Genomic DNA, 21,672 nt, shown 5'->3' with positions numbered 1-21,672 from the left:
GTATTTTACAAGATGCCAACGCCTTTTTACAGCATTCACAACTCACTTCGTAATCTCCAACAAAAAATCGTACAAATTAACCTCCGTAGCCAACCCCAGTTTTTTACGCACGCGGTAACGGCTTATCTCGACCCCCTTCAAGGAGATATTCATCAGCTGGGCTATTTCTTTAGAAGTAAGGTTAAGCCGCAAATAGGCGCAAAGCTTCAGGTCGGTAGCACTCAGGGCCGGGTATTTAGCCTTCATTACGCTCAGGAAGTTATTATGAACCTTGTCAAAATAAATGGCGAAGCTATGCCAGTCGTTATCCTTTTTCTCTGAATCGGTTAACAGGCGAAAAACGCTGCGGAACTCGTGGGTAAGGTCGGGTTGTTTTAGTTTTTTGATAATGTTGGTCAGCTCATCCTTAATGTTCAGTAAAGTACGGCCGCGTTCTACCTGTTGCATGGTTATAGTGGCCAGCTCTTTGTTCTTGTAATTTAGCTCGGTTTCCAGGTTTTCATTTTTCAGGGCGATGATCTCCTTTTCGTTCCTGTCAAGTTCCAGGCTGTGCAGGTAACTTAAGCGGCGCTGTTCTTCCTCATGTTTTTGCTGGTGCAGTTCAAAGCGTTTTTGCTGCAGTTTGTATACGTAGTAAATAGCATAACAAGCTAATAGAAGATAAATTATATAAGCCCAAACCGTTTGATACCATGCCGGTTCAACAATAAAAGTATAGTTAACAGCAGGCGATGCATTCCCCATGTTATTGCGCACTTTTACCGAAAAAGTGTACTTACCATACGGCAGGTTGGTATAGTCCTTCTCCGTTTTTGCCGACCATTTAGACCACTCACTATCAAAGCCAATCAGCTTATAGCTAAACTCCTCGTTACTTTTTTGGGCGAACAAAGTAGATGAGTATTCAAAATGAAAAGAGTTCCAATGTTTAGAAACACTGCTTACCTGGCTTGGATTTTGCCCGACGTTGATGCGACCGTCTTTGACGAAATATCCTCCAAAGATCAGGCTGTCCTTTTCGGCAATGGCTTTTACCGATGTGAGTAACACATTCAGTTTAGTTTCAGATTTAACGTATTGCCGGTAATTTAAATGGAAAATACCATTGTTTGATCCTATGAAAATATTTTCCTGATCATACGGATATAAATTAGCTACCCCTTTAATAGTTTGCGAAGCCAGTTCAGGAAAATAGATCACCGTATAAGGTTTACCCGCTAATGGCTTGCTAAAATCCATTACACCAATACGCTGATCGCTTACAAACCAAATATTGCCGTATTTATCGGCAGTTAAATTTTCTACCGCCGAGGTCCCGAACACAGACTTGTAAAAGACAGATTCCTCAAATTTATTGGCGGCAGCGTTATATTCGTAAACGCCCTTTTCGGTGCCTACCAATACCCGGTTTTTAATAAACACTACATGATTGTTTAATACCGATGGGAGTCCGTCTTTATCGGTGTATTGCGTGTACCGTGCTATTTTGTTTCTATCGGCAGAAAGCTGGAATTTATAGACACCGCGATAGGGGTGACATGCCCAGATCACGTTATTATTATCCCTGGTTACTGTTGATAGTGATTCATAAATACCATCGATTTTAGTGTCGTTTTTGAATTCGTCGCCATTATGTTTTAATAATTGTAAACCGGTGTAAGTGCCTGCTATAACATCTGGCGATGATGGGATGGCCACAAACTTCCATGCGCCCTGCCCGGTTGCTATTGGATGGGCTTTATTGCCGGCAATTGTAAAAGCGCCTTCCTCGTGGCCCATCAAAAGGTGATTGTCAACCTGGGCAAGGCTCCAAACCTGTCCGCGGGTATTTTGTACTTCGGTAAACAGACCTTTATTGTTGCTCAGGTTGCTTTGCTGCGGGTTTAAATTGGTGCTGAACAAACCATTGGATGTACCTATATATAATTTGTTATCAAATACACTGATAGCGTTGCTTTTTACCTGGTTTTGTTTGCTGGCATAAATATGCTTAATGGCCGAACTATAATTGATAAAATCCAGCCCGTTCTCTAAACCCAGCCACAGATTATTGTCTTTATCCAGCAACAGGCTTAGTATATTATTACTCTGTAAACCGTCGGCATTTGAAAAGCGCTCAATTAGGTTTCCCTTGCCATCAATAATAAATAAACCCTGCGCTTTGGTGCCAATGGCATACCTGTTGTTGTTAATCTTTTTGGCACAGCTTACCTGGTCGTTACTTAAAAAGCCATCTATGGCCGTTGTTTTTTTGATGAGGGTACTACCACTAAGTAAAAAAAGGCCTTTTTTTAAGGTGGTAACCAATACGGTATCCTGGTGGTAGTCCATTACACCAGTAACATGCAGATCGGTTGTTGGGATCTGTGATTTGCAGATCTGCCACTCCGATCCCTGGAAATTCATCAAGCCTTCGTCTTTATCCTCTGCAAAAAGCCCACTCCCGGCGTCGGTGAGTAAACGCCAGCCTCCCGGGGCATCAAAGGTTTTGATCTCGTTGTTGTGGTATTCAAATACACACTCAATGGTGCGAAAAAAAACTTCGTTTTTGTATAATATAATAGCCCAGATTTCGGCAAATTGCCGGGCCTTTTGTGGCATCAGCTGTTTTATAGAGTGGAAACGCAAAACCCCGCTTGCATCCGGGAAAAAATAACCGATCTCATCCTGTCCACCCACATAGATCCTGCCTTGGGGGGCAATAGCCAGGGATTTTACAGCCGCTTTATTGGGTAAAGGGTAGCTTTTCCAGTAGCTGCCGTCAAAAGTAAGTAAGCCATCGTTATTAGCAAAATAAAGGATGCCGTTTTTATCCTGCTTAGCATCGTAGATTTCGCTGCCTGCATTAAAATCGGCATGGGTATAGTTTTTGATTGTTGGTATACCAATAGATGTTTGCGCGTTTACAGTGCAAAAAATAGTATTTAATAAAAAGAAGATCAAAGTAAAACTCTTCATCAATTGGTCTGTAAGCCGGGGCGGTTTATAGGGATGAAAATTAGATAAAGATTTTCAGATAACGAACTTTAACGTAGGATGTAGGGGAGTGGATACCTATAAATGTGCGTGCTTGTAGTAGTGATGTAGGGAGTTCTCTTAAAAAGCGGGTTTGCTTAAAGTATGCTCTTACAAATGAGATAATACAAATTAGTTGGAGGTACCTGGTATGGTAACTGCCCAAAATATGGCATTCCTAACCAGCAGCGTAAAGTTATCGTCATGAAAAAGTTCGGGAAAATGGCCCATGGCTATGTAGATGTTTTTGGCTTTGATGTGTTCGTTTGTCCAGATCACCGGATGATCGCCCATTTTGATGTTGATATCAGGTATGTAGGTGGCCTCATCAATACTGGCTAAAACATGCACGTTTGCCCGCGGGCTTCTATTGTAGGTATACCACTCATCTTTGGTGCTAAATGAGGTTGGCAAACCTTTTAGCGCCGGGTGGCTTTTATCTTCTACGGTAAGCAGGGCAGTTGTACCGCCATGAATGCAATCTTTAAATTCAATGTCACCCATAAAAGCCGAGTACCATTGCCACATGGGGTGGCCATCAAAAACACCTAATAACGTAGGGTGATGAAAACCCACCCAACCACCTTTGCCATGTTCCAGGTAGTCGGTAAAAGCCTCCTGCGCTTCTTTTCCCCAGGGATAGGGCGGGTAATCCAGTTGAATGAAGAGCTGGTATTGCTTAAGGAAATCTTTGGTGATGGGTTTAGTATCACTGATGTAATCAATAGTGAAATTACTATCGATAGCCAGCTTGTTGAGCCAAATGCGGGCGGCGCTGTCAAAGCGGGCATGGCCGCCGCCGGTTTCGGCAATGGCTATCGCCTTAAAGTGTGGTTTGGCTATTTGTGCCGATAGTTTATTAAGGTTCCAAAAGATGGCGAAAAATGTAAAAAATGATAAGGTTAAGGATTTCATATTTGGCGATGCGCTTGCTTATTGAGGCAATTATAGATCAAAACTTTTATCCGGAAACGGCAAATGCCCTATGGTAGTGGTGATGTAGGGCGATTTTAGCCATCGTTTATAATTGTTAATAATGATATTTGAAATGCAGATATAAGCCATCTGTTTAAACCTTTTACCACTCATGACTATACAAAAAGTAATATTCAAACTGTTGTTTATTATAGCATGGATGCTATTGCCGCTTGTTAATTACGCCCAGCAGGATACTTCAACTATTCATCTGCCTATGAAAAACGGTAAGATTACTTATGAGCAATCATACCCTACAAACAAAAGCAGGGATGAGGTTTTTAGCCTGGCGGAACAGTGGTTTGCCCAAACTTTCCCAGATGAGCCACAAAACCTTTACAGCGCCGATAAAAAAGGCGGACAGATTAAGGGCGTAGGTATGTTTAAGGTGATAACCAGCAGTACCGGTAACTATTACTGGCTAAAGTTTGATGTAACTATTTTGATTACCGATGGTGGCTACACTATTACAACCGGTAATTATTTTGAAAAACCGATAGAAAGAGGCATCAGTAACGAATATTCCAAGATCTCTTATCGCTGGTGGGATTACAGGCAGGGACATCCATGGTCGGTAGAAGATAAAGCATTATTTGCGGGGCTTAACCAAAGTACCTTGCAAATCATAGCTTCTTTAAAACAAATCATCAATCAATAAGTCACAAACCTATCCTCATGAAAAAAATATTATTATTGGTAGCTGCGCTTTTAGCAGCAGTTCACATCCAGGCCAATACCAAACATTTTAAAGTGCTGGCTTTGTATGAAAACGGCGGTCATCATATTGAATTTTCCAAACGGGCCAAAGTGTGGCTGGATAAACTGGCTGCTGATAACGGCTTTACGGTAGATTATATTCAAAACACCGATAAAATTGATGATGAGTTTTTAAGCCATTACCAGCTTTTTTTGCAACTGGATTATGCACCATATGCCTGGACGGATAAATCTGTGGCGGCTTTTCAGAAATATATTGACGAGGGTAGAGGTGGCTGGGTAGGTTTTCACCATGCTACACTTTTGGGCGAATTTGATGGCTTTCATGAATGGCAGTGGTTCTCCAACTTTATGGGCGGCATTAGCTGGAAGGCTTATATAGCAACTTTTGCCAAAGGACAGGTAAATGTGGAGGATAAGCAGCACCCGGTAATGAAGGATGTACCTGCTTCTTTCATTATTCAGCAGGAAGAGTGGTATACATACGATAAAAGTCCGCGGCCAAATGTGCATGTACTCGCCAGTGTTGACGAAAAAACTTACGAACCGCAAGGCGATGTAAAAATGGGTGATCACCCGGTGGTGTGGACTAACGAGCATGTTAAGGCCCGCAACGTTTATATTTTTATGGGGCACTCGCCAAACCTGCTGGATAATCCCGCCTGGGTTAAATTGGTAACTAACGCTATTTTTTGGGCGGCGGGTAATTAATAGATATTTAAAACGTGAACATGTTGAAGAAATTTTTAGCCACGGCAATAGCCGTTTTGTTATTTGCACAGACGTATGCCCAAACGCCTAAGTTCAAAGTATTAGTGCTTTATACTACCACGGTAGAATCGGACCATGTTGATTTTGCCAACGATGCCATCAAATGGTTTACAGATCTGGCTAAAAAAGATGGCTTTGCATTTGATACCACCACTAATTGGAAAAACGTAAACGACGAATATCTTAAGAAATACCAGCTGGTTGTTTGGCTTAATGATTTTCCGCAGAATGAATTGCAGCGGTCTGCCTTTGAAAAGTACATGAACAACGGCGGTGCCTGGTTAGGCTTTCACGTGGCAGGCTATAATGATAAGGATACCCATTGGCCTTGGTTTGTAAGTTTTTTGGGGAGTGCTGTTTTTTATAATAATAGCTGGCCGCCGTTACCTGCCAAATTGATTGTTGACGATGCCGGGCATCCTGTAACCAAAGGTATCCCAGTCCATTTTACATCGCCCATTAATGAATGGTACGGCTGGCTGCCCAACCCCAGGCTAAATAAAGACGTGAAAGTTTTGTTAACGCTCGATCCTGCAAACTACCCGCTGGGTAAAAAAGATATCATTCGTGAAGGTGATATCCCTGTGGTGTGGACAAATACCAAATACAAAATGCTGTACATCAACATGGGGCATGGTGATATGATATTTACCTCGACCGTGCAGAATAAATTGTTTGAGAATGCGGTGTTGTGGTTGGGCCTCAACCAATTCTCTATAAAAGCTACCCCTTACAGAAAATTTAAATAAAGTGAGTCACGACTGATATTTGGATAAAAATAGATCCCTGCTTCAGGTAAGTATAAACGGTTTTCGGGATTTGCAAGATTTGGGTAAGGGTTAGCCTTTGGAGATGGCAGGATGGGGCCCTTTCTTTGAAAAGGATTATTCGTATTTTATTTTTTGTTTTTTGTGCCCATGATAGCTTCGCCGTTTAGGTGAGGCTTTTTTTATTTTGTTTTTGATGCAACTTATTCTTAATTATTGTTGTCTTATTACCAAAATAGACTAAAATTATGAAAAAGCACTTACTATTACTTTTTGTGGCTTGCCAAAGCTGTGTTGCTTTCGCACAGAACTCCAAAACCCCATACATGACCAAATCTTTATCTGGTGCTGGTATTAAGGATGTATTTGTTAATACATCCGGCGGCAGCATCAGCGTGAGCGGCGACGCCAGCGAGCAGCCCCGTGTTGAAGTTTATATCCAGGGAAATAATGGGAACGGCGATATATCGAAAGAAGAAATTGAAAAACGCCTGCAAAATTATGAGCTGAGTGTAACCGTTAATGGTGGCGAAGTTCATGCCACGGCAAAAAATAAACATAATTTCTCAAACTGGAGAAACTCTTTAAGTATCGGTTTTAAAGTATATGTACCTAAACAGGTAAACACCAACCTGGAAACCAGCGGTGGCAGCATTCACCTGGATAACCTGAGCGGTAACGAAAAATTTGAAACCAGTGGTGGTAGTTTGCATGTAGATAAGTTAACAGGCACCATTAAAGGCGAAACCAGTGGCGGCAGCATTCATGTAAGCAATTCGGGCTCAAACATTAACCTGGAAACCAGTGGTGGCAGCATTGAGGCCAGTAACTGTAACGGCAGTATTCACCTGGAAACATCTGGCGGTTCATTACGTCTTACCGATTTAAAAGGCACCATTAATGCAAATACCAGTGGTGGTAGCATCACTGCCAGCAACATAGCAGGTGAGTTTAAAACAGGCACAAGTGGTGGTAGCATTAACCTTACCCAATTGGCTTGTGCGCTTGATGCCTCAACCAGCGGCGGTAGCTTTCATGCACAATTTAACAGTGTAGGTAAATATGTAAAAGTTGATGTGAGTGGTAACGTTAACATCTCGTTGCCAGGCAAACAAGGCTTAAATCTTGATCTGCGTGGTGATAGGGTAGAAGCTAATTTTGCATCGAATTTTAGCGGTACCAAAGAAAGGGAAAAAATAGATGGCAAATTAAATGGCGGTGGCCCGACTGTAGAAGTGAGAGGCAACCGCATCAATCTTGATTTGAACTAACCGGTACTGTAAGATATTGATTTAAAGGGCTTGTTGTATTACAACAGGCCCTTTATGGTTTTCAAGTTACTCAATGGCTTTTAGCTTTAAGCCTTCAGCTTTCGGTATAGCTATTTCAGGACGTGTCATTCAGCTTTGACACTGTATCGTAACCGTACACCCATTGTTACGCTTGCGTACAGTTGTAAATCAATGGTTTATTTAATTTGTTGATTATTAATGTTTTATATAATTGGTATGTATTTTAAACGTAGTAAAGCGTAATTACATCACAATGCTTAAAAACTACATTAAAACTGCCTGGCGTAGTTTAAAACGTAACAGGATATTTTCATTTATCAATGTATTTGGCCTATCGGTAGGGCTGGCTTGCTGTATGCTGATAACGGCATACGTTTACAGCGAGTTAAGTTATGACAGATACGCTGCACAGGCAGATCAGATCTATCGGGTTGGCTTACGTACCATCGAAAATAACGGTACAATAGAGTATCCTATGGTTGATGTGGCTGTTGCCAAAGGGATGAAAGATCAATACCCCGAAATTAACCAGGTAACAAGAATTGGCCGCCGCGGACCTGTTTTTGTTAAATACAATGACAAACAGTTTAAAGAAGAGCATCTACAACTGGTAGATGCCAACTTTTTACAAATGTTTTCGATCCCCTTGATTGACGGCGATATCAAAACCTGCCTGAACGAGCCGCGAACCATGGTAATAACCAGCGCGTTTGCAAAAAAATATTTCGGTACTGAATCAGTAATCGGTAAATCACTCCTTGTTGGGCACGATCCTTATAAGGTTACGGGTGTAATTGATAAGGTGCCGGATAATTCGCATTTCCATGGCGACGCGTTTTTAAACCTTGCGCCTTTTGTTGATAACCGCTCACAAACCTGGAGCAACCTCGGATATTTTACCTATATAAAACTTAACTCCGGTGCCAGCGCTAAAAAGCTGGAGGCCTCATTTCCAGATTTGGTTCGCAAATTTGTAGTTCCCGAAATAGCACATGATATGGGTGTAAGCATGGCCGAGGCCGGTAAATCCGTAAATACCTTTATGTTTTTTTTACAGCCTTTAACAGCTATACACCTGCACTCCAATACCAAATATGAGGTAGAACCAAATGGCGATATTCATTATGTATACATATTTACTGCGCTGGCTATATTTATATTGATGCTGGCCTGTATCAACTTCACCAACTTATCTATAGCGAGTTCTGCCAAACGATCAAAGGAAGTAGGCATTCGCAAAGTGTTAGGTTCAGAAAAAAGCGGATTGATCTCGCAGTTCCTGACCGAATCCGTACTGCTTACTTCGGGTGCGATGGTGCTGGCCTTAATGCTTGTTTATTTATTGTTGCCTTTATTTAATGGCCTTTCACTTAAACATATTGAGTTTAGTTCCTTCCTTAACTACAAGGCTTTGGCTGTTGAATTTTTACTGGCATTTGTTGTAGGTATTATCGCGGGTATTTACCCTGCGTTTGTGCTTTCGGGATTCAATATCATCAGTGTGTTGAAAGGGGGTGGGGGAAGCAATAAACCCGCAACTACCAATTACTTGCGCAGCGGACTTATCATATTCCAGTTCTTTGTATCTACGCTACTCATCATTGCAACTTTTGTGGTGTACCAGCAATTACATTACATGCAAAACAAAAAGTTAGGGTACGATAAAGACCAGGTTTTGGTGCTTAATGACACTTATACACTGGGTACTAATATCGACGCCTTCAGGCAGCAGCTGTTGCGCAATCCGCAAATAACAAATGCCACCATATCAAGCAGTGTACCAGGCAATATCAGCGGTGTGGATGGTACCGAAATTGCAGCCAAAGAATTTGATAAAAACGGTAATCACGCGGGCATTCATACTAATATATATCACGTTGATGATACATACCTGCCTACTCTTGGTGTAAAAGTTTTAAAGGGCCGAAACTTTTATCCTTCATTCCCTGGCGATTCTATGTCTGTAGTTGTAAATGAAGCCCTGGTTAGGGACCTGGGCTGGGGCGATGCCGATCCGATAGGCAAAACCATAGTGCGGTCGGCCAAATCGAAATATACCGTAGTAGGCGTGATGCAGGATTTTCATTACGCATCCACCAAGCAAAAGATAGCGCCATTGATGTTGCTATCTGGTCACAGTACCAATAATATTTTGCTGAAGGTAAAAACCTCCAATATAAAAGCGCTGTTGGCAGATATCAAATCACAGTATGATGATTTTAAAACCGATGCGCCATTCAGCTACTCATTTCTTGACGAGCAATTTGCATCGTTATATGCCGCTGAACAACAAACCGGCAAAATATTTACTGTGTTTTCTGTAGTAGCCTTAATCATAGCTTGTTTAGGCTTATTTGGCCTTGCAGCTTATATGATCAGGTTAAGGATCAAAGAGATCGGTATCCGTAAAGTATTGGGCGCTTCAACCGGTAGTATAACTACTATGTTATCACAGGAATTTTTAAAGCTGATAGTAATTGCATCATTAATTGCCTTCCCGGTGGCCTGGTACGCCATGAATAAGTGGCTACAGGATTTTGCCTACAGGATAAGCATTCAATGGTGGGTATTTTTAGTTGCCGGAGCGATTGCTCTATTGGTGGCAGCAATAACCATCAGTTTTCAATCGGTTAAAGCAGCATTAGCTAACCCGGTGAAAAGTTTAAGGAACGAGTAGTTGGTTCATTGGTTCACTCGTTTATAAGTTCATTGGTGAATAGTTTGACAACCTTGCAAAAGGGGCTGACTTTATTTTGGGGGGATTTAGAGTTTAGCTTTTAGAGTTTATTTTTTTAGGATTTAGAATTTTAAAATACTGTTATGATCAGGAATTATTTACGGAGTGCTTTGCGGAATATTACCCGGCACAAATTTATTTCATTCATCAACATATTTGGGTTAACCATTGGCTTAACCTGCTGCCTGCTTATTGTGGTATATGTGGTTAATGAGTTAAGCTACGATAAGTTTAACGCCAATGCAGATGATATTTATCGGGTAACACGTAGTTTTAATACTGCAGATGGGATAGATAATTTACACCTGGGCGCTGTAGCACCACCTTTTGGGCCGTTGTTAAAAAACGAGTTCCCGGATATTAAAAAGGTTACCCGTATTTTGTCAAATGGCGATGTGGTGATCCGTTATAAAGATAAGCTGTTTAACGAAAAGGGTTCCTATTTTGCCGACGAAAACCTCTTCGACCTTTTTAGTGTGAAAACCATTCAAGGTGACCCCAAGACCGCCCTGGCCGAGCCTTTTAGCGTTATGCTTACCCCAGAGATGGCCCGCAAATATTTTGGTAACGAAGATCCGATGAATAAAGAGTTTAGGTTTGATAACCAATATAACTTTAAAGTTACTGGTATTTTTGAACCCTTCCCGGCCAATGCGCAGCTGCACCCACAATTGCTTTTATCTTTTAACACCTTAAATGATAGCGCTATTTACGGCAAAAAGGGCCTTGAAACCAACTGGGGCAACAATTCGTTTTTTACCTATCTTTTGTTTCCTAAAGGTTATAATGTTGATCATGTTGCGGCGCAATTCCCTGCGTTTTTGGATAAGTACGTTCATTTCCCAGGTCAGCCTGCCAACTTCAGGGAATCGAAATTTAGTAAACTGCATTTTCAAAAGTTGTTAGATATTCACCTAAACTCACACCTTGATGATGAGTTGGAGCAAAACGGCGATATCAAAAGGGTTTACATATTTTCGGCAATTGCTTTATTTATATTGCTGATTGCCTGTATCAACTATATGAACCTGTCTACAGCCAGGTCAACCCTAAGGGCCAAGGAAATCGGCATCCGCAAGGTAATTGGAGCACAGCAAAAAGAGATCATCACCCAGTTTTTAAGCGAATCGGTGCTCATCACGGCGTTTTCGTTGATATTGGCTTTGGGCATCACATGGCTCATCATGCCATTGATTAATAAATTCTCGGGGTTGCAATTATCATTCAATAGTTTATACCAACCTCAAATCATCCTTGTTATTATTGCGATGCCGTTTGTTATAGGCATCATTAGCGGCATTTACCCGGCAATTTTCATGTCGTCATTTAAACCTATCAAAGTTTTAAAAGGAATCCTTAAAGTGGGTTCGGGTAATATCTCGTTCCGTAAGGTATTGGTTGTATTGCAGTTTTCCATCTCTATAATCCTTATTGTAGCCACTACCATTGTTTTCCAGCAATTGCGTTATATGCAGCAAAAGTCGCTTGGTTTTAGTAAAGATCACCTGCTAACCATGGGCAATGCCTTTAACCCAAGCCAATTTGATGCCTTTAGAAACGAGGTAATGCGGGATGGCAATATAAAAGATGTAGGCCGCTCGTCACGGATCCCATCTGGCCGTTTATTGGACGATCAGGGTATACAGGTGATGCAGGGTGGCGCTTTACAGCCAGTTAAGGCCGCCGTCAAATATATCAATACCGATTATAGCTTTATACCAACTTACGGGATGAAAATGGCTGCCGGGCGCAATTTTTCAAAAGATTTTGGTACCGATACCAACAACTACGTGATCAATGTAGCAGCATCAAAAGTATTGGGTTGGAAGACGCCGGAAAGCGCCATTGGCAAGGAGATAAGCTACGGCGGCACTAATGGAAAGGTGATAGGGGTGGTTAATGATTTTCATTTCGAATCGTTGCACCAAAACATTATCCCACTGTTAATGCGCATGCCTTCATTTGCCAATAGTAATTATGGTCGGATGTCTGTTAAAATTGACGGTAATCACGTACAGTCGGCCATCAGCACCCTTGAACAGGCGTGGAAAAAATATCAGCCCGAAAGGCCATTTGAATATACCTTTTTGGATGAGAAATTTCAGCAGCTTTACGATAGTGAGCAGCAACAAGGTACGCTGTTCACCATATTTTCCTTCATCGCCATATTTATTGCTTGCTTAGGTTTATTTGGGCTGTCGGCATTTACCATTTCGCAAAGGGTTAAGGAGATAGGGGTACGCAAGGTATTGGGTGCCAGTATCCCGCAAATAGTAACCGAACTATCTAAAGACTTTTTGAAACTGGTATTCATCGCGTCAATAATCGCGTTGCCCATAGCCTGGTACTCCATGAACAAGTGGCTGCTTGATTTTGCCTTTCGCATTAACATTCAATGGTGGGTGTTTGTTATGGCGGGCATTATTGCCGTATTGATCGCTTTTGTAACCATCAGCTTTCAATCTATCAAAGCAGCGAGTGCAAACCCGGTGAAAAGCCTACGGTCGGAATAGTCATTAGGTCATTTGCTTCGCGTCATTAGGTCATTGAATTTTCAAAAATGACTTAATGACCAAATGACTCAATGACAAGGCGCAAACGAACCATTAAACTAATGAACTAACCATGATTAAAAACTATTTTAAAATAGCCTTACGTAACTTTTGGCGGCATAAGTTTTTTACGTTTATTAACGTTATCGGGCTGTCTATCGGTATCAGTTCGGCATTGGTTATTTATTTGATCGTTCATTTTGATTTTACTTTTGATAAATCCGTTCAGGATAGCGACAGGATTTACCGTGTGGTATCCAATTACACCTACGCCGGTCAACCTGCCTATAACAGGGGTGTTTGCGGACCATTGCCAGAAGCTGTGCGTACACAGGTAAGCGGTATAGAATTGACTGCACCGTTCTTCGCTTTATATCAGCCCAATGTATTTATACCCGGCAAATCGGGCGTTTCGGTTAAATTTAAATTACAGGATAATGTTGTTTTGGCTGATGAACGTTATTTTGAGCTATTTAGCTATAATTGGCTGGCCGGTAAAGCTAAAACGGCCTTTAACGGCCCTAACCAGGTAGTACTTACAACAGAGCAGGCTGAAAAGTACTTTCCGAAGCTATCTTATAACCAAATGATGGGTAAGGTTATTACCTATGATACCCTAAATACTGTTGTCACCGGCATCGTTGAGCCATTAAAAGGCAACAGCGACTTTAAATCCCAAACTTTTATATCTTATTCATCGGCGGTTAATAATAAAGCTTTACAAAACGAATTAAGGCCCGAACATTGGGGAGGCACAACTCCTGCGTCGCAGCTCTTTATTAAACTATCGCCTAAAACTTCCGTAGCGCAGATCACCAAACAACTCAATGAAATTTTAAAGAAACATAACCCGCCAACCGCGTCAAACAAAGGCAATACCAGGAGTTTTGCCTTACAACCATTTAGCGATGTTCATTTTAACGAGTTATATGGTACGTTTTATGGCGGGCGAACGGCTAATAAAACGACACTTTATGGTTTACTGATCATCGCTTTGTTTTTATTGCTGCTGGGCTGTATCAACTTTGTTAACCTGACCACAGCGCAGGCCGCGCAAAGGGCAAAAGAAATTGGCATCCGTAAAACTATGGGAAGCAGCCGGGTACAATTGATCTTTCAGTTTTTAAGCGAAACATTTTTTATCACATTTATCGCTGTAGTAATATCGGTTGTGATAGCCCCGGTGATCCTTAACCTGTTTAAAGATTTTATCCCCGAAGGCATCAGGTTAGATCTTTTTAACCAGCCCGATATCATCGCGTTTCTTTTGGTATTAACACTCGTGGTAAGCCTTTTGTCGGGCTTTTATCCTGCGGCTTTATTGTCCGGATATAAACCTGTGCTGGTACTTAAAAACCAGGCTTCATCAAATAGCAGCAAAACCCGTAATGCCTGGCTGCGTAAATCATTAACAGTTACCCAGTTTGTAATAGCCCAGTTTTTTATCATGGCCACAGTATTGGTAAGCAAGCAAATTTACTACGTGCTGCATAAAGATCTGGGCCTTAAAAAAGATGCTATTTTGATCATCAATTCGCCATGGAAAAACCGTACCGAAAGCCTTAACCAGGTATTTTTAAATAAGCTAAACGCGTTGCCACAGGTGCAATTGGTGAGTTTGGGTAAAGACGCGCCATCGTCAGATAATGGCAATTCTACGGAGGCTACTTACCGCGATGGTAAAAAGGAAATTAAGATGGAGCTGAACGAAAAGTATGGCGATCAGAACTACATTAAAGTATATGGCATCAAATTACTAACAGGTCGCGATTTACAACCGGAGGATGTTGGTAGGGCATTTTTAATAAACGAGACTTATGCCCATGCCATTGGCTTTAAAAAGCCGAATGACGCGGTAGGTAAATATGTTGATAATTTTAACGGAGATACCAAAATGCAGATCATTGGCGTTGTACACGATTTTCACGCCGAATCATTACATGCTCCATTTAAACCTATAGCCATTTTAACCGAAGTTAACCAATACAATAACGGAACGTTTCACATTGCGCTAAAACCTCAAACAGTAGGTGGCGACGACTGGAAAAAGGCTATCTCGGCAATGGAAACATCGTGGAAAGAAATTTATCCCGAAGACGACTTTGAATACCACTTTTTTGATGAAAATATAGCTAAGTTTTATGATGCTGAGCAGCATACTTCAACCCTGCTAAGCTGGGCAACCGGTTTATCAATATTTATCAGTTGTCTTGGTTTATTAGGCCTGGCAATTTATAATACCAACCAGCGTACCAAAGAAATTGGTGTGCGTAAAGTACTTGGGGCATCGGTGGCGCAGATTGTACAGTTGCTATCAACAGAATTGGTGTTATTGATTGCACTCGCATTTATATTGGTAACACCATTGGCCTGGTATGCTATGAACAAATGGATGCAAAGCTTTGCCGACCGTACCACCATCAGCTGGTGGATCTTTATACTGAGCGGCGGCGGCATGCTGCTAACAGCTTTAATTACATCAAGCTTCCAAACGGTACGCGCAGCTATGGCAAATCCGACAAAGAGCCTTAGAAGCGAATGATTTTAGTCATTGGTCATTCGCTTCGCTGTCATTGGTCATTAGGATTTGCTCTTTAGAGTTTAGAGCTTATTTTTAGAATTAGCATTTAGGATTTAGATATTAGAATTTATAAATCATGATTAAAAATTACTTCAAGATTGCGTTTCGCAATTTCGGGCGGCACAAGCTGTTCACCATGATCAATATTGTAGGTTTATCAATCGGTATCAGCGCCGCGTTGGTAATTTATGTTATTGTCAATTTTGATTTTACGTTTGATAAAAACCACCGTGATAGTGAGAAGATCTATCGTGTAGTTACCGAGTATTCATTCTCTGGCAATGTGGGTTACAATGGCGGCGTTACCGGCCCGTTGGCTGCAGCTGTAAAGGCCGAAGTTACGGGTGTTAAAGATGTTGTACCGTTTTTTACTACAGGTGGCATGAATGTGTTTATAGCCAACAAAACCGATGTACCCACCCGGTTTAAAGACCAGGATAACCTGGTTTTGGCCGACGGACGGTATTTTAAACTGTTTGATTACAATTGGCTGGCCGGATCGGCAAAAACGGCCCTGAACGAGCCTTACCAGGTGGTTTTAACATCCGATCAGGCTAAAATATATTTTCCTAAGCTATTGTACAACCAGATGCTGGGCAAAACGGTTACCTACGATACCATCAAAACCACGGTGACCGGCATTGTGCAAACCCCGGTTGAAAATACGGACTTTAATTTTCACGATTTTATATCCTACAGCACAGCGTTAAACAACCCCGCTTTAAAAGATAATTTGCAGCTAACCGAGTGGGGGAGTACAACATCGGCTTCGGTATTATTTGTTAAGCTGGCAGATAACGCTTCACCTATCAATGTTGAAAAGCAGTTGAATGTTTTATTGAAGAAGCATAATCCGCCAAAAAAGGAAGATGCCGGCAATACCCAGGTATTCCATTTACAGCCATTAAATGATCTGCATTTTAATAAAGATTACAACAATTTTGATGGAGGCCATACCGCAAGTAAAACAACATTATATGGTTTGTTGGTTATAGCCACCTTTTTGTTGATGTTGGGCTGTATCAACTTTGTAAACCTCACCACAGCACAAGCCTCTCAGCGGGCCAAAGAAATTGGCATCCGTAAAACTATGGGCAGTACCCGCAAGCAACTTATGATCCAGTTTTTGAGCGAAACATTCCTGGTTACGCTGTTTGCTGTTATCATTGCCATTTTGGCTGCACCATCTATCCTAAAGTTATTTGCCGATTTTACGCCCAAAGGTATTTCGGTTGATTATCTGCACCACTTAAATATTTTGGTGTTTATGCTTGCACTTATCCTGGTGGTTAGTGTTTTATCCGGTTTTTACCCTGCGCTTGTTTTATCTGGCTATAAACCTGTTGATGTATTTAAAAACCAGGCCAACGCCGGCACCAGCAAAACCCGTAACTCGTTTTTGCGTAAATCATTAACTACTGTTCAGTTCATTATTGCGCAGTTTTTTATCATGGCTACCTTATTGGTAAGCAAGCAAATTTATTACGCTTTACATAAGGACCTTGGATTTAAAAAGGAAGCTATTATTAATGTCAGCATCCCTTATAAAAACATGAATGAAGGGACTAAGCAGGTTTTTAAAAACCGGTTAGCAACCATTCCGCAAATTGAAATGATGAGTATTGGGGGCGCGCCGCCATCATCGGGTAATACCAACAGCACCGAAGCCACTTATAAGGATGGTAAAAAAGAAATTAAAACCGATGTACAACAAAAGTTTGGCGATGACAACTACCTAAGGGTTTACAACATTAAACTGCTGGCAGGCCGTAACATTACCAGGGCAGATTCAACCAAAGCGCTGCTCATCAATAATAGTTACGCTAAAGTACTTGGTTTTAAAAACCCATCGGACGCGATAGGAAAAGTATTGGACTACAACGACAATAAAAAAATGGAGATAGTAGGCGTTGTAGCCGATTTTTATCAAAAATCTTTACATGATGCCATAAAGCCCTTGGCTGTATTGATGACAAAAAATAAATTCAATAACCGCACTTTCCACATTGCCTTGAAACCGCAAACTGCCGGCGGCGGCGACTGGAAAAAAGCCATTGCCAGCATGCAAAAGGTTTGGAAGGACCTGTATCCCGACGACGATTTTGATTACAGCTTTTATGATAAAAACATCGAAAAGTTTTATGATGCAGAACAACATACCTCAACTTTACTTACCTGGGCTACGGGATTATCTGTTTTCATCAGTTGCCTGGGGCTTTTAGGTTTAGCCATGTATACCACCAACTTGCGCACCAAGGAGATTGGTGTACGTAAAGTATTAGGGGCCTCAATTGCCCAAATAGTTACCCTGCTCTCTACCGAATTGATCTTGTTGATAGCATTGGCATTTGTGATAGTTACCCCATTAGCCTGGTACGCTATGAACAAATGGATGGAAAGCTTTGCCGACCGAACAACCATCAGCTGGTGGATCTTTGTGCTAAGCGGTGCGGGCATGTTACTGGCTGCCTTGTTTACCTTAAGTTTTCAAACGGTAAAAGCGGCGGTTGCCAACCCGGTGAAAAGTTTACGGAGCGAATGATTTGTTCATTAGTTCACTTGTTCATCAGTTCATTGGTTAGGGCGCAGAGACGTTCATTAGTGACTTTCAAATAGGATTTAGAAATTAGCATTTAGAGTTTAACCGTAATGATAAGAAACTATATAAAGATCGCTTTTCGTAATTTACAGCGTAACAGGTTGTATTCGTTTATTAATATAGCTGGTCTTACAATTGGCATGGCTGCTTGTTTATTGGTTGCTACCGTGGTGATTGACGACCTTTCATATGATAAGCAATGGAAAAATGCAGCCAACATCTACCGGATAATTACCATAGATAACAGCAATAAAAATGCTGTTGATAAATCGTCGTCAAGTTTTACTGGGTTGGGGCCAAGTCTTAAAGCCAATTTTCCGCAGGTGAGTAGTTATTGCAGGATGAACAGCCATGAGAGCCGTTTTAAACTGGGAGCTGATAAAGATGGTATTAAAATTACAGGATTATTTGCCGAACAAAGTGTTTGGGATATGCTCGATTTTACCGTTGTGCTTGGTAATCCTAAAACCCATGTGGCCGGATATAAGAACCTGGTGATCACCGAAAAAATAAGCAACCAATACTTCGGCAATGCAGATCCAATTGGTAAAACAATTTATGATATTCCTGAATATGGCAAACCAGCTGCTTATATTATAACAGGTGTAATAAAAGATATACCCTCAAATACCAACCTTAGGGCAGATATGTTGGTGTTAGATGACCATAATGCTGAATATAATCAACTCAATAAAGGCGAGTTTGGCTCTTTCACCCAGCAATACATTATGTTGAAACCCGGCACCTCTGTAGCCGCGTTTACCAATAATGTAAATAACTGGTATAAGCAATTTATACAGGGTAAAAAAGCCGGTTTTACCTATGAGTTTCAGCCAATAACCGACGTTTACTTAAAATCAGACTTTGCCGCTTATCAACGTGTACAAGGCAAAATGAGTAATGTTTACATTTTTGGAGGTGTTGCTATTTTATTGCTGCTGATTGCCTGTATCAATTTTATTAACCTTACCACGGCAAGGGCCTTGAAACGGATTGCCGAGGTTGGCATCCGTAAAGTATTAGGAGCCGGCAAAGCCGACCTGGTAGCCCAATTCCTTTTTGAATCCATAATGTTTTTCTTTATAGCCTTTGCATTTGGCATATTCATTTATAGTGTACTGTTAAAGCCTTTAGAGAGTTATTTAGGTTACACGCTAACGCTCACCCTGGCTAATAATATAACTATGTTTTCGGCTATTTGTGGCGTGGTTTTATTGATTAGCTTATTGGTTGGTTTATATCCTGCTTTGCTGCTATCAGGCAGGTTACCGGTATCATCGCTAAAGGGCAGCACAGGTACACAATCTGGTAGTGGCGTACTGCGTAAAGTATTAGTAGTTATGCAGTTTAGCATATCGGTAGCGGTACTGATATGTACCATAGTTGTTCAAAAACAACTTAGTTTTATAAATAATAAAGATTTAGGTTACGATAAAAATAACCTGCTTCGTATTGATGAAACAAGCTGGGGAACAAAAGGCGATGCTTTTAAACAGGAAGTTTTAAAAATAACGGGTGTGCAAAATGCCAGCATTAGTACCTGGTACCCATCAGGCGGCGGGGGCTCCATGTCTACGATGGTTGATGATCCGCATCAAAAGAACAGCAAGCTTAAGATTACCTATATAAAAGCGGACCTTGACCTTGCTGCAACTCTAAAACTCCAACTCCAAAAAGGCCGGTTTTTAAGCAGCAAATTTGGAAGCGATGCTATTAATGCCGATTCATTAATGGAGAAGGATATGGCCAAGCTGGAAGAAGCACAAAAAGTTCAGCCGGTATTGGTTACTGCCTACACCGCAAACGCGCTTGATATCAAGGAACTGAACAAAAAACTAATAAGCGGGAGTGGTTTACCTGTTGGAATTATTAAAGATTTCAATAACGAATCGCTCAAAATTGCCATGTCGCCCACTTTTATTATGGCGGGTACAAAATTAAATTACGGTAGCATGCTGGTAAGGGTAAGTCCGGGAACCGAAAAGCAAATATTAACCCAGATCAATGAATTGTGGAAACGATTTTTCCCCGACAAAGTATTTGAATATGGTTGGGTAAATGATCTTTTACAGAATCAATATAAAACCGAGCTAAAATTACAGCAATTGTTTACCCTGTTTAGTTTTCTGATCGCTTTCCTGGCATGTATCGGCTTGTTGGGACTGGCTACATTTACTGCCGAGCAACGAATCAAAGAAATTGGTATTCGCAAAGTATTAGGAGCGTCGGTAACCTCAATAACCACCTTGTTAACGTCCGACTTTGTTAAACTGGTGCTGATTGCCATAGTTGTGGCGTCGCCGCTTGCATGGCTGGGTATGAATAAATGGCTGCAAACCTATGCTTACCGCATTAAACCCGATATAAGTTTTGTGCTGATTGCCGGATTAATAGCATTGGTAACAGCGCTGGTAGCTGTAAGTTATCAAACAATAAAAGCTGCCATCGCTAATCCGGCAAAAAGCCTGAGAAGCGAATAGCTCTTTTCATTAAAACAATCCTGAAGCCCTCATCTGTCAAAAGATCGGGACTTTTTTTGCGCTACTTAAGCATAAGTAACAAATTTATATAAAGTGTTAAATGCTTTGCTTTTAACGTTTAAGCTTCGTATTTTGGAGTTTAAACAAAACCTATGTCAAACATCAACCTAAAACTTGCCTTAAGGAATATTTTACGTAATAAATTGTACACCACAATTAACCTGGTGGGTTTAGGTATAGCAAGCGCCTTTTGTATCCTGGTTTATCTTTACCTTAAAAATGAACAATCTTTTGATAAGTTTCATCACGAAGTTGGCCAGTTGTATAGGGTGGAGGAGTCTGATATATTTTCGAAACCAGGTGACGAAAAAAGCGATAAAAGCTTTTTTTCTTTTTTGACAAAAAAAGAAGATCAAAAAAATATAGCCAATACACCACCGGTACTGGGCATAGACCTGAAAAGAAATTTTCCCGAAATTGAGAATGCAGTGCGCTTTGATGGTTTTTATAAACCGGTTGTTAAAGTGGGTAACCAAAATTTCCAGGAAAATTATAATATTGTTTGTGCCGATGCCGATTTTTTTAAGGTTTTTAACTTCCCGCTTATCAAAGGCGATGCTGCAACGGTGTTATCGGGCCATAACCAGGTAGTAATAAGTGAGCGGCTGGCCAAAAAGTATTTTGGCGATGCCGATCCGATTGGGAAAACGGTACAGCTGCCCGGTGATACCAAACCTATCCTGTTAACTGTTAATGGATTGATGAAAGATTTTCCGGAAAACTCCAGCATGCAGTTTGATATGATCTTCCCGGTTGAATCAAGGGAAGATTACCAGGAAAAAATTAAAAACGGGGTTAACTCCTTTAGCGAAATACTTATCATCAAAATAAAAAACGGAACTGATGTAAACCGTTTTCAGCAAAAACTGGATGTGTTTGCCAAAACCTATTTTAAATCACTAAGTGATTGGCTGGTGAAGCTTGATCCAAAAAATAAGGCTGCCGATACCCACATCTATTTAAGGCGCTTTGCCGATGCGCATTATAGCGAAGGCGGTGCCTGGGGGCATTATACCAACCTAAAAAATATTTATCAGCTGATAGGTTTGGCTGCCATTATTTTGGTGATAGCCTGCTTTAACTACGTATTACTTACGCTTACAAATGCTATATCAAGGTCGTAGGA

At 41.1% G+C, this 21,672-nt stretch carries 13 protein-coding genes; 10 read left to right on the top strand and 3 right to left on the bottom strand.

The window, feature by feature from the left end; translation table 11 throughout:
* Positions 1-42: 42 nt before the first annotated feature.
* The 3 genes from FHS10_RS28525 to FHS10_RS28515 all read right to left on the bottom strand — a co-directional run bounded on the left by FHS10_RS28525 (position 43) and on the right by FHS10_RS28515 (position 4,104).
* On the bottom strand, positions 43-2,958 hold the full coding sequence (locus tag FHS10_RS28525) for a two-component regulator propeller domain-containing protein (protein ID WP_259097578.1): 2,916 nt from the start codon (positions 2,956-2,958) through the stop codon (positions 43-45).
* 189 nt (positions 2,959-3,147) lie between these two features.
* Positions 3,148-3,930, bottom strand: coding sequence for a ThuA domain-containing protein (locus FHS10_RS28520; protein WP_259097576.1), 783 nt, complete (start codon positions 3,928-3,930; stop codon positions 3,148-3,150).
* A 30-nt stretch (positions 3,931-3,960) separates the two neighbouring features.
* A complete protein-coding gene (locus FHS10_RS28515; RefSeq protein WP_259097575.1) occupies positions 3,961-4,104 on the bottom strand; it encodes a hypothetical protein in 144 nt (47 codons plus the stop codon).
* Here FHS10_RS28515 and FHS10_RS28510 point away from each other — a divergent pair.
* From FHS10_RS28510 to FHS10_RS28465, 10 genes are all read left to right on the top strand, one after another.
* Positions 4,103-4,648, top strand: coding sequence for a DUF4468 domain-containing protein (locus tag FHS10_RS28510; RefSeq protein WP_259097574.1), 546 nt, complete (start codon positions 4,103-4,105; stop codon positions 4,646-4,648). The two genes, FHS10_RS28515 and FHS10_RS28510, sit on opposite strands and share 2 nt — an antisense overlap.
* A 17-nt stretch (positions 4,649-4,665) precedes the next feature.
* On the top strand, positions 4,666-5,418 hold the full coding sequence (locus FHS10_RS28505) for a ThuA domain-containing protein (RefSeq protein ID WP_259097572.1): 753 nt from the start codon (positions 4,666-4,668) through the stop codon (positions 5,416-5,418).
* A gap of 20 nt (positions 5,419-5,438) precedes the next feature.
* On the top strand, positions 5,439-6,227 hold the full coding sequence (locus FHS10_RS28500; protein WP_259097571.1) for a ThuA domain-containing protein: 789 nt from the start codon (positions 5,439-5,441) through the stop codon (positions 6,225-6,227).
* A 266-nt stretch (positions 6,228-6,493) separates the two neighbouring features.
* Positions 6,494-7,516 carry a DUF4097 family beta strand repeat-containing protein gene (locus FHS10_RS28495; RefSeq protein WP_259097570.1) on the top strand — a complete coding sequence of 341 codons (1,023 nt, stop codon included), beginning with the start codon at positions 6,494-6,496 and terminating at the stop codon, positions 7,514-7,516.
* Positions 7,517-7,790: 274 nt separating this feature from the next.
* The gene (locus FHS10_RS28490; protein WP_259097568.1) at positions 7,791-10,214 is read left to right on the top strand and encodes an ABC transporter permease; all 2,424 of its coding nucleotides are present in this window, start codon (positions 7,791-7,793) and stop codon (positions 10,212-10,214) included.
* Positions 10,215-10,357: 143 nt separating this feature from the next.
* Complete coding sequence (locus FHS10_RS28485) at positions 10,358-12,787, top strand: ABC transporter permease (protein WP_259097567.1); 2,430 nt, start codon at positions 10,358-10,360, stop codon at positions 12,785-12,787.
* Positions 12,788-12,899: 112 nt separating this feature from the next.
* Positions 12,900-15,368, top strand: coding sequence for an ABC transporter permease (locus FHS10_RS28480; protein ID WP_259097566.1), 2,469 nt, complete (start codon positions 12,900-12,902; stop codon positions 15,366-15,368).
* A 115-nt stretch (positions 15,369-15,483) separates the two neighbouring features.
* Entirely contained in the window at positions 15,484-17,949 is a 2,466-nt protein-coding gene (locus tag FHS10_RS28475) for an ABC transporter permease (RefSeq protein ID WP_259097564.1), read from the top strand.
* Between the two features lie 107 nt (positions 17,950-18,056).
* Positions 18,057-20,486 (top strand): FtsX-like permease family protein, encoded by a 2,430-nt coding sequence (locus FHS10_RS28470; protein ID WP_259097562.1) that lies wholly within the window; start codon positions 18,057-18,059, stop codon positions 20,484-20,486.
* Positions 20,487-20,638: 152 nt separating this feature from the next.
* Complete coding sequence (locus tag FHS10_RS28465; protein WP_259097560.1) at positions 20,639-21,670, top strand: ABC transporter permease; 1,032 nt, start codon at positions 20,639-20,641, stop codon at positions 21,668-21,670.
* Positions 21,671-21,672 lie beyond the last annotated feature (2 nt).

It is taken from the genome of Mucilaginibacter dorajii, assembly GCF_024808255.1.
In the GTDB taxonomy this organism is placed as follows: Bacteria; Bacteroidota; Bacteroidia; order Sphingobacteriales; family Sphingobacteriaceae; genus Mucilaginibacter; species Mucilaginibacter dorajii.
This window is presented reverse-complemented; position numbering and strand designations above follow the sequence as displayed.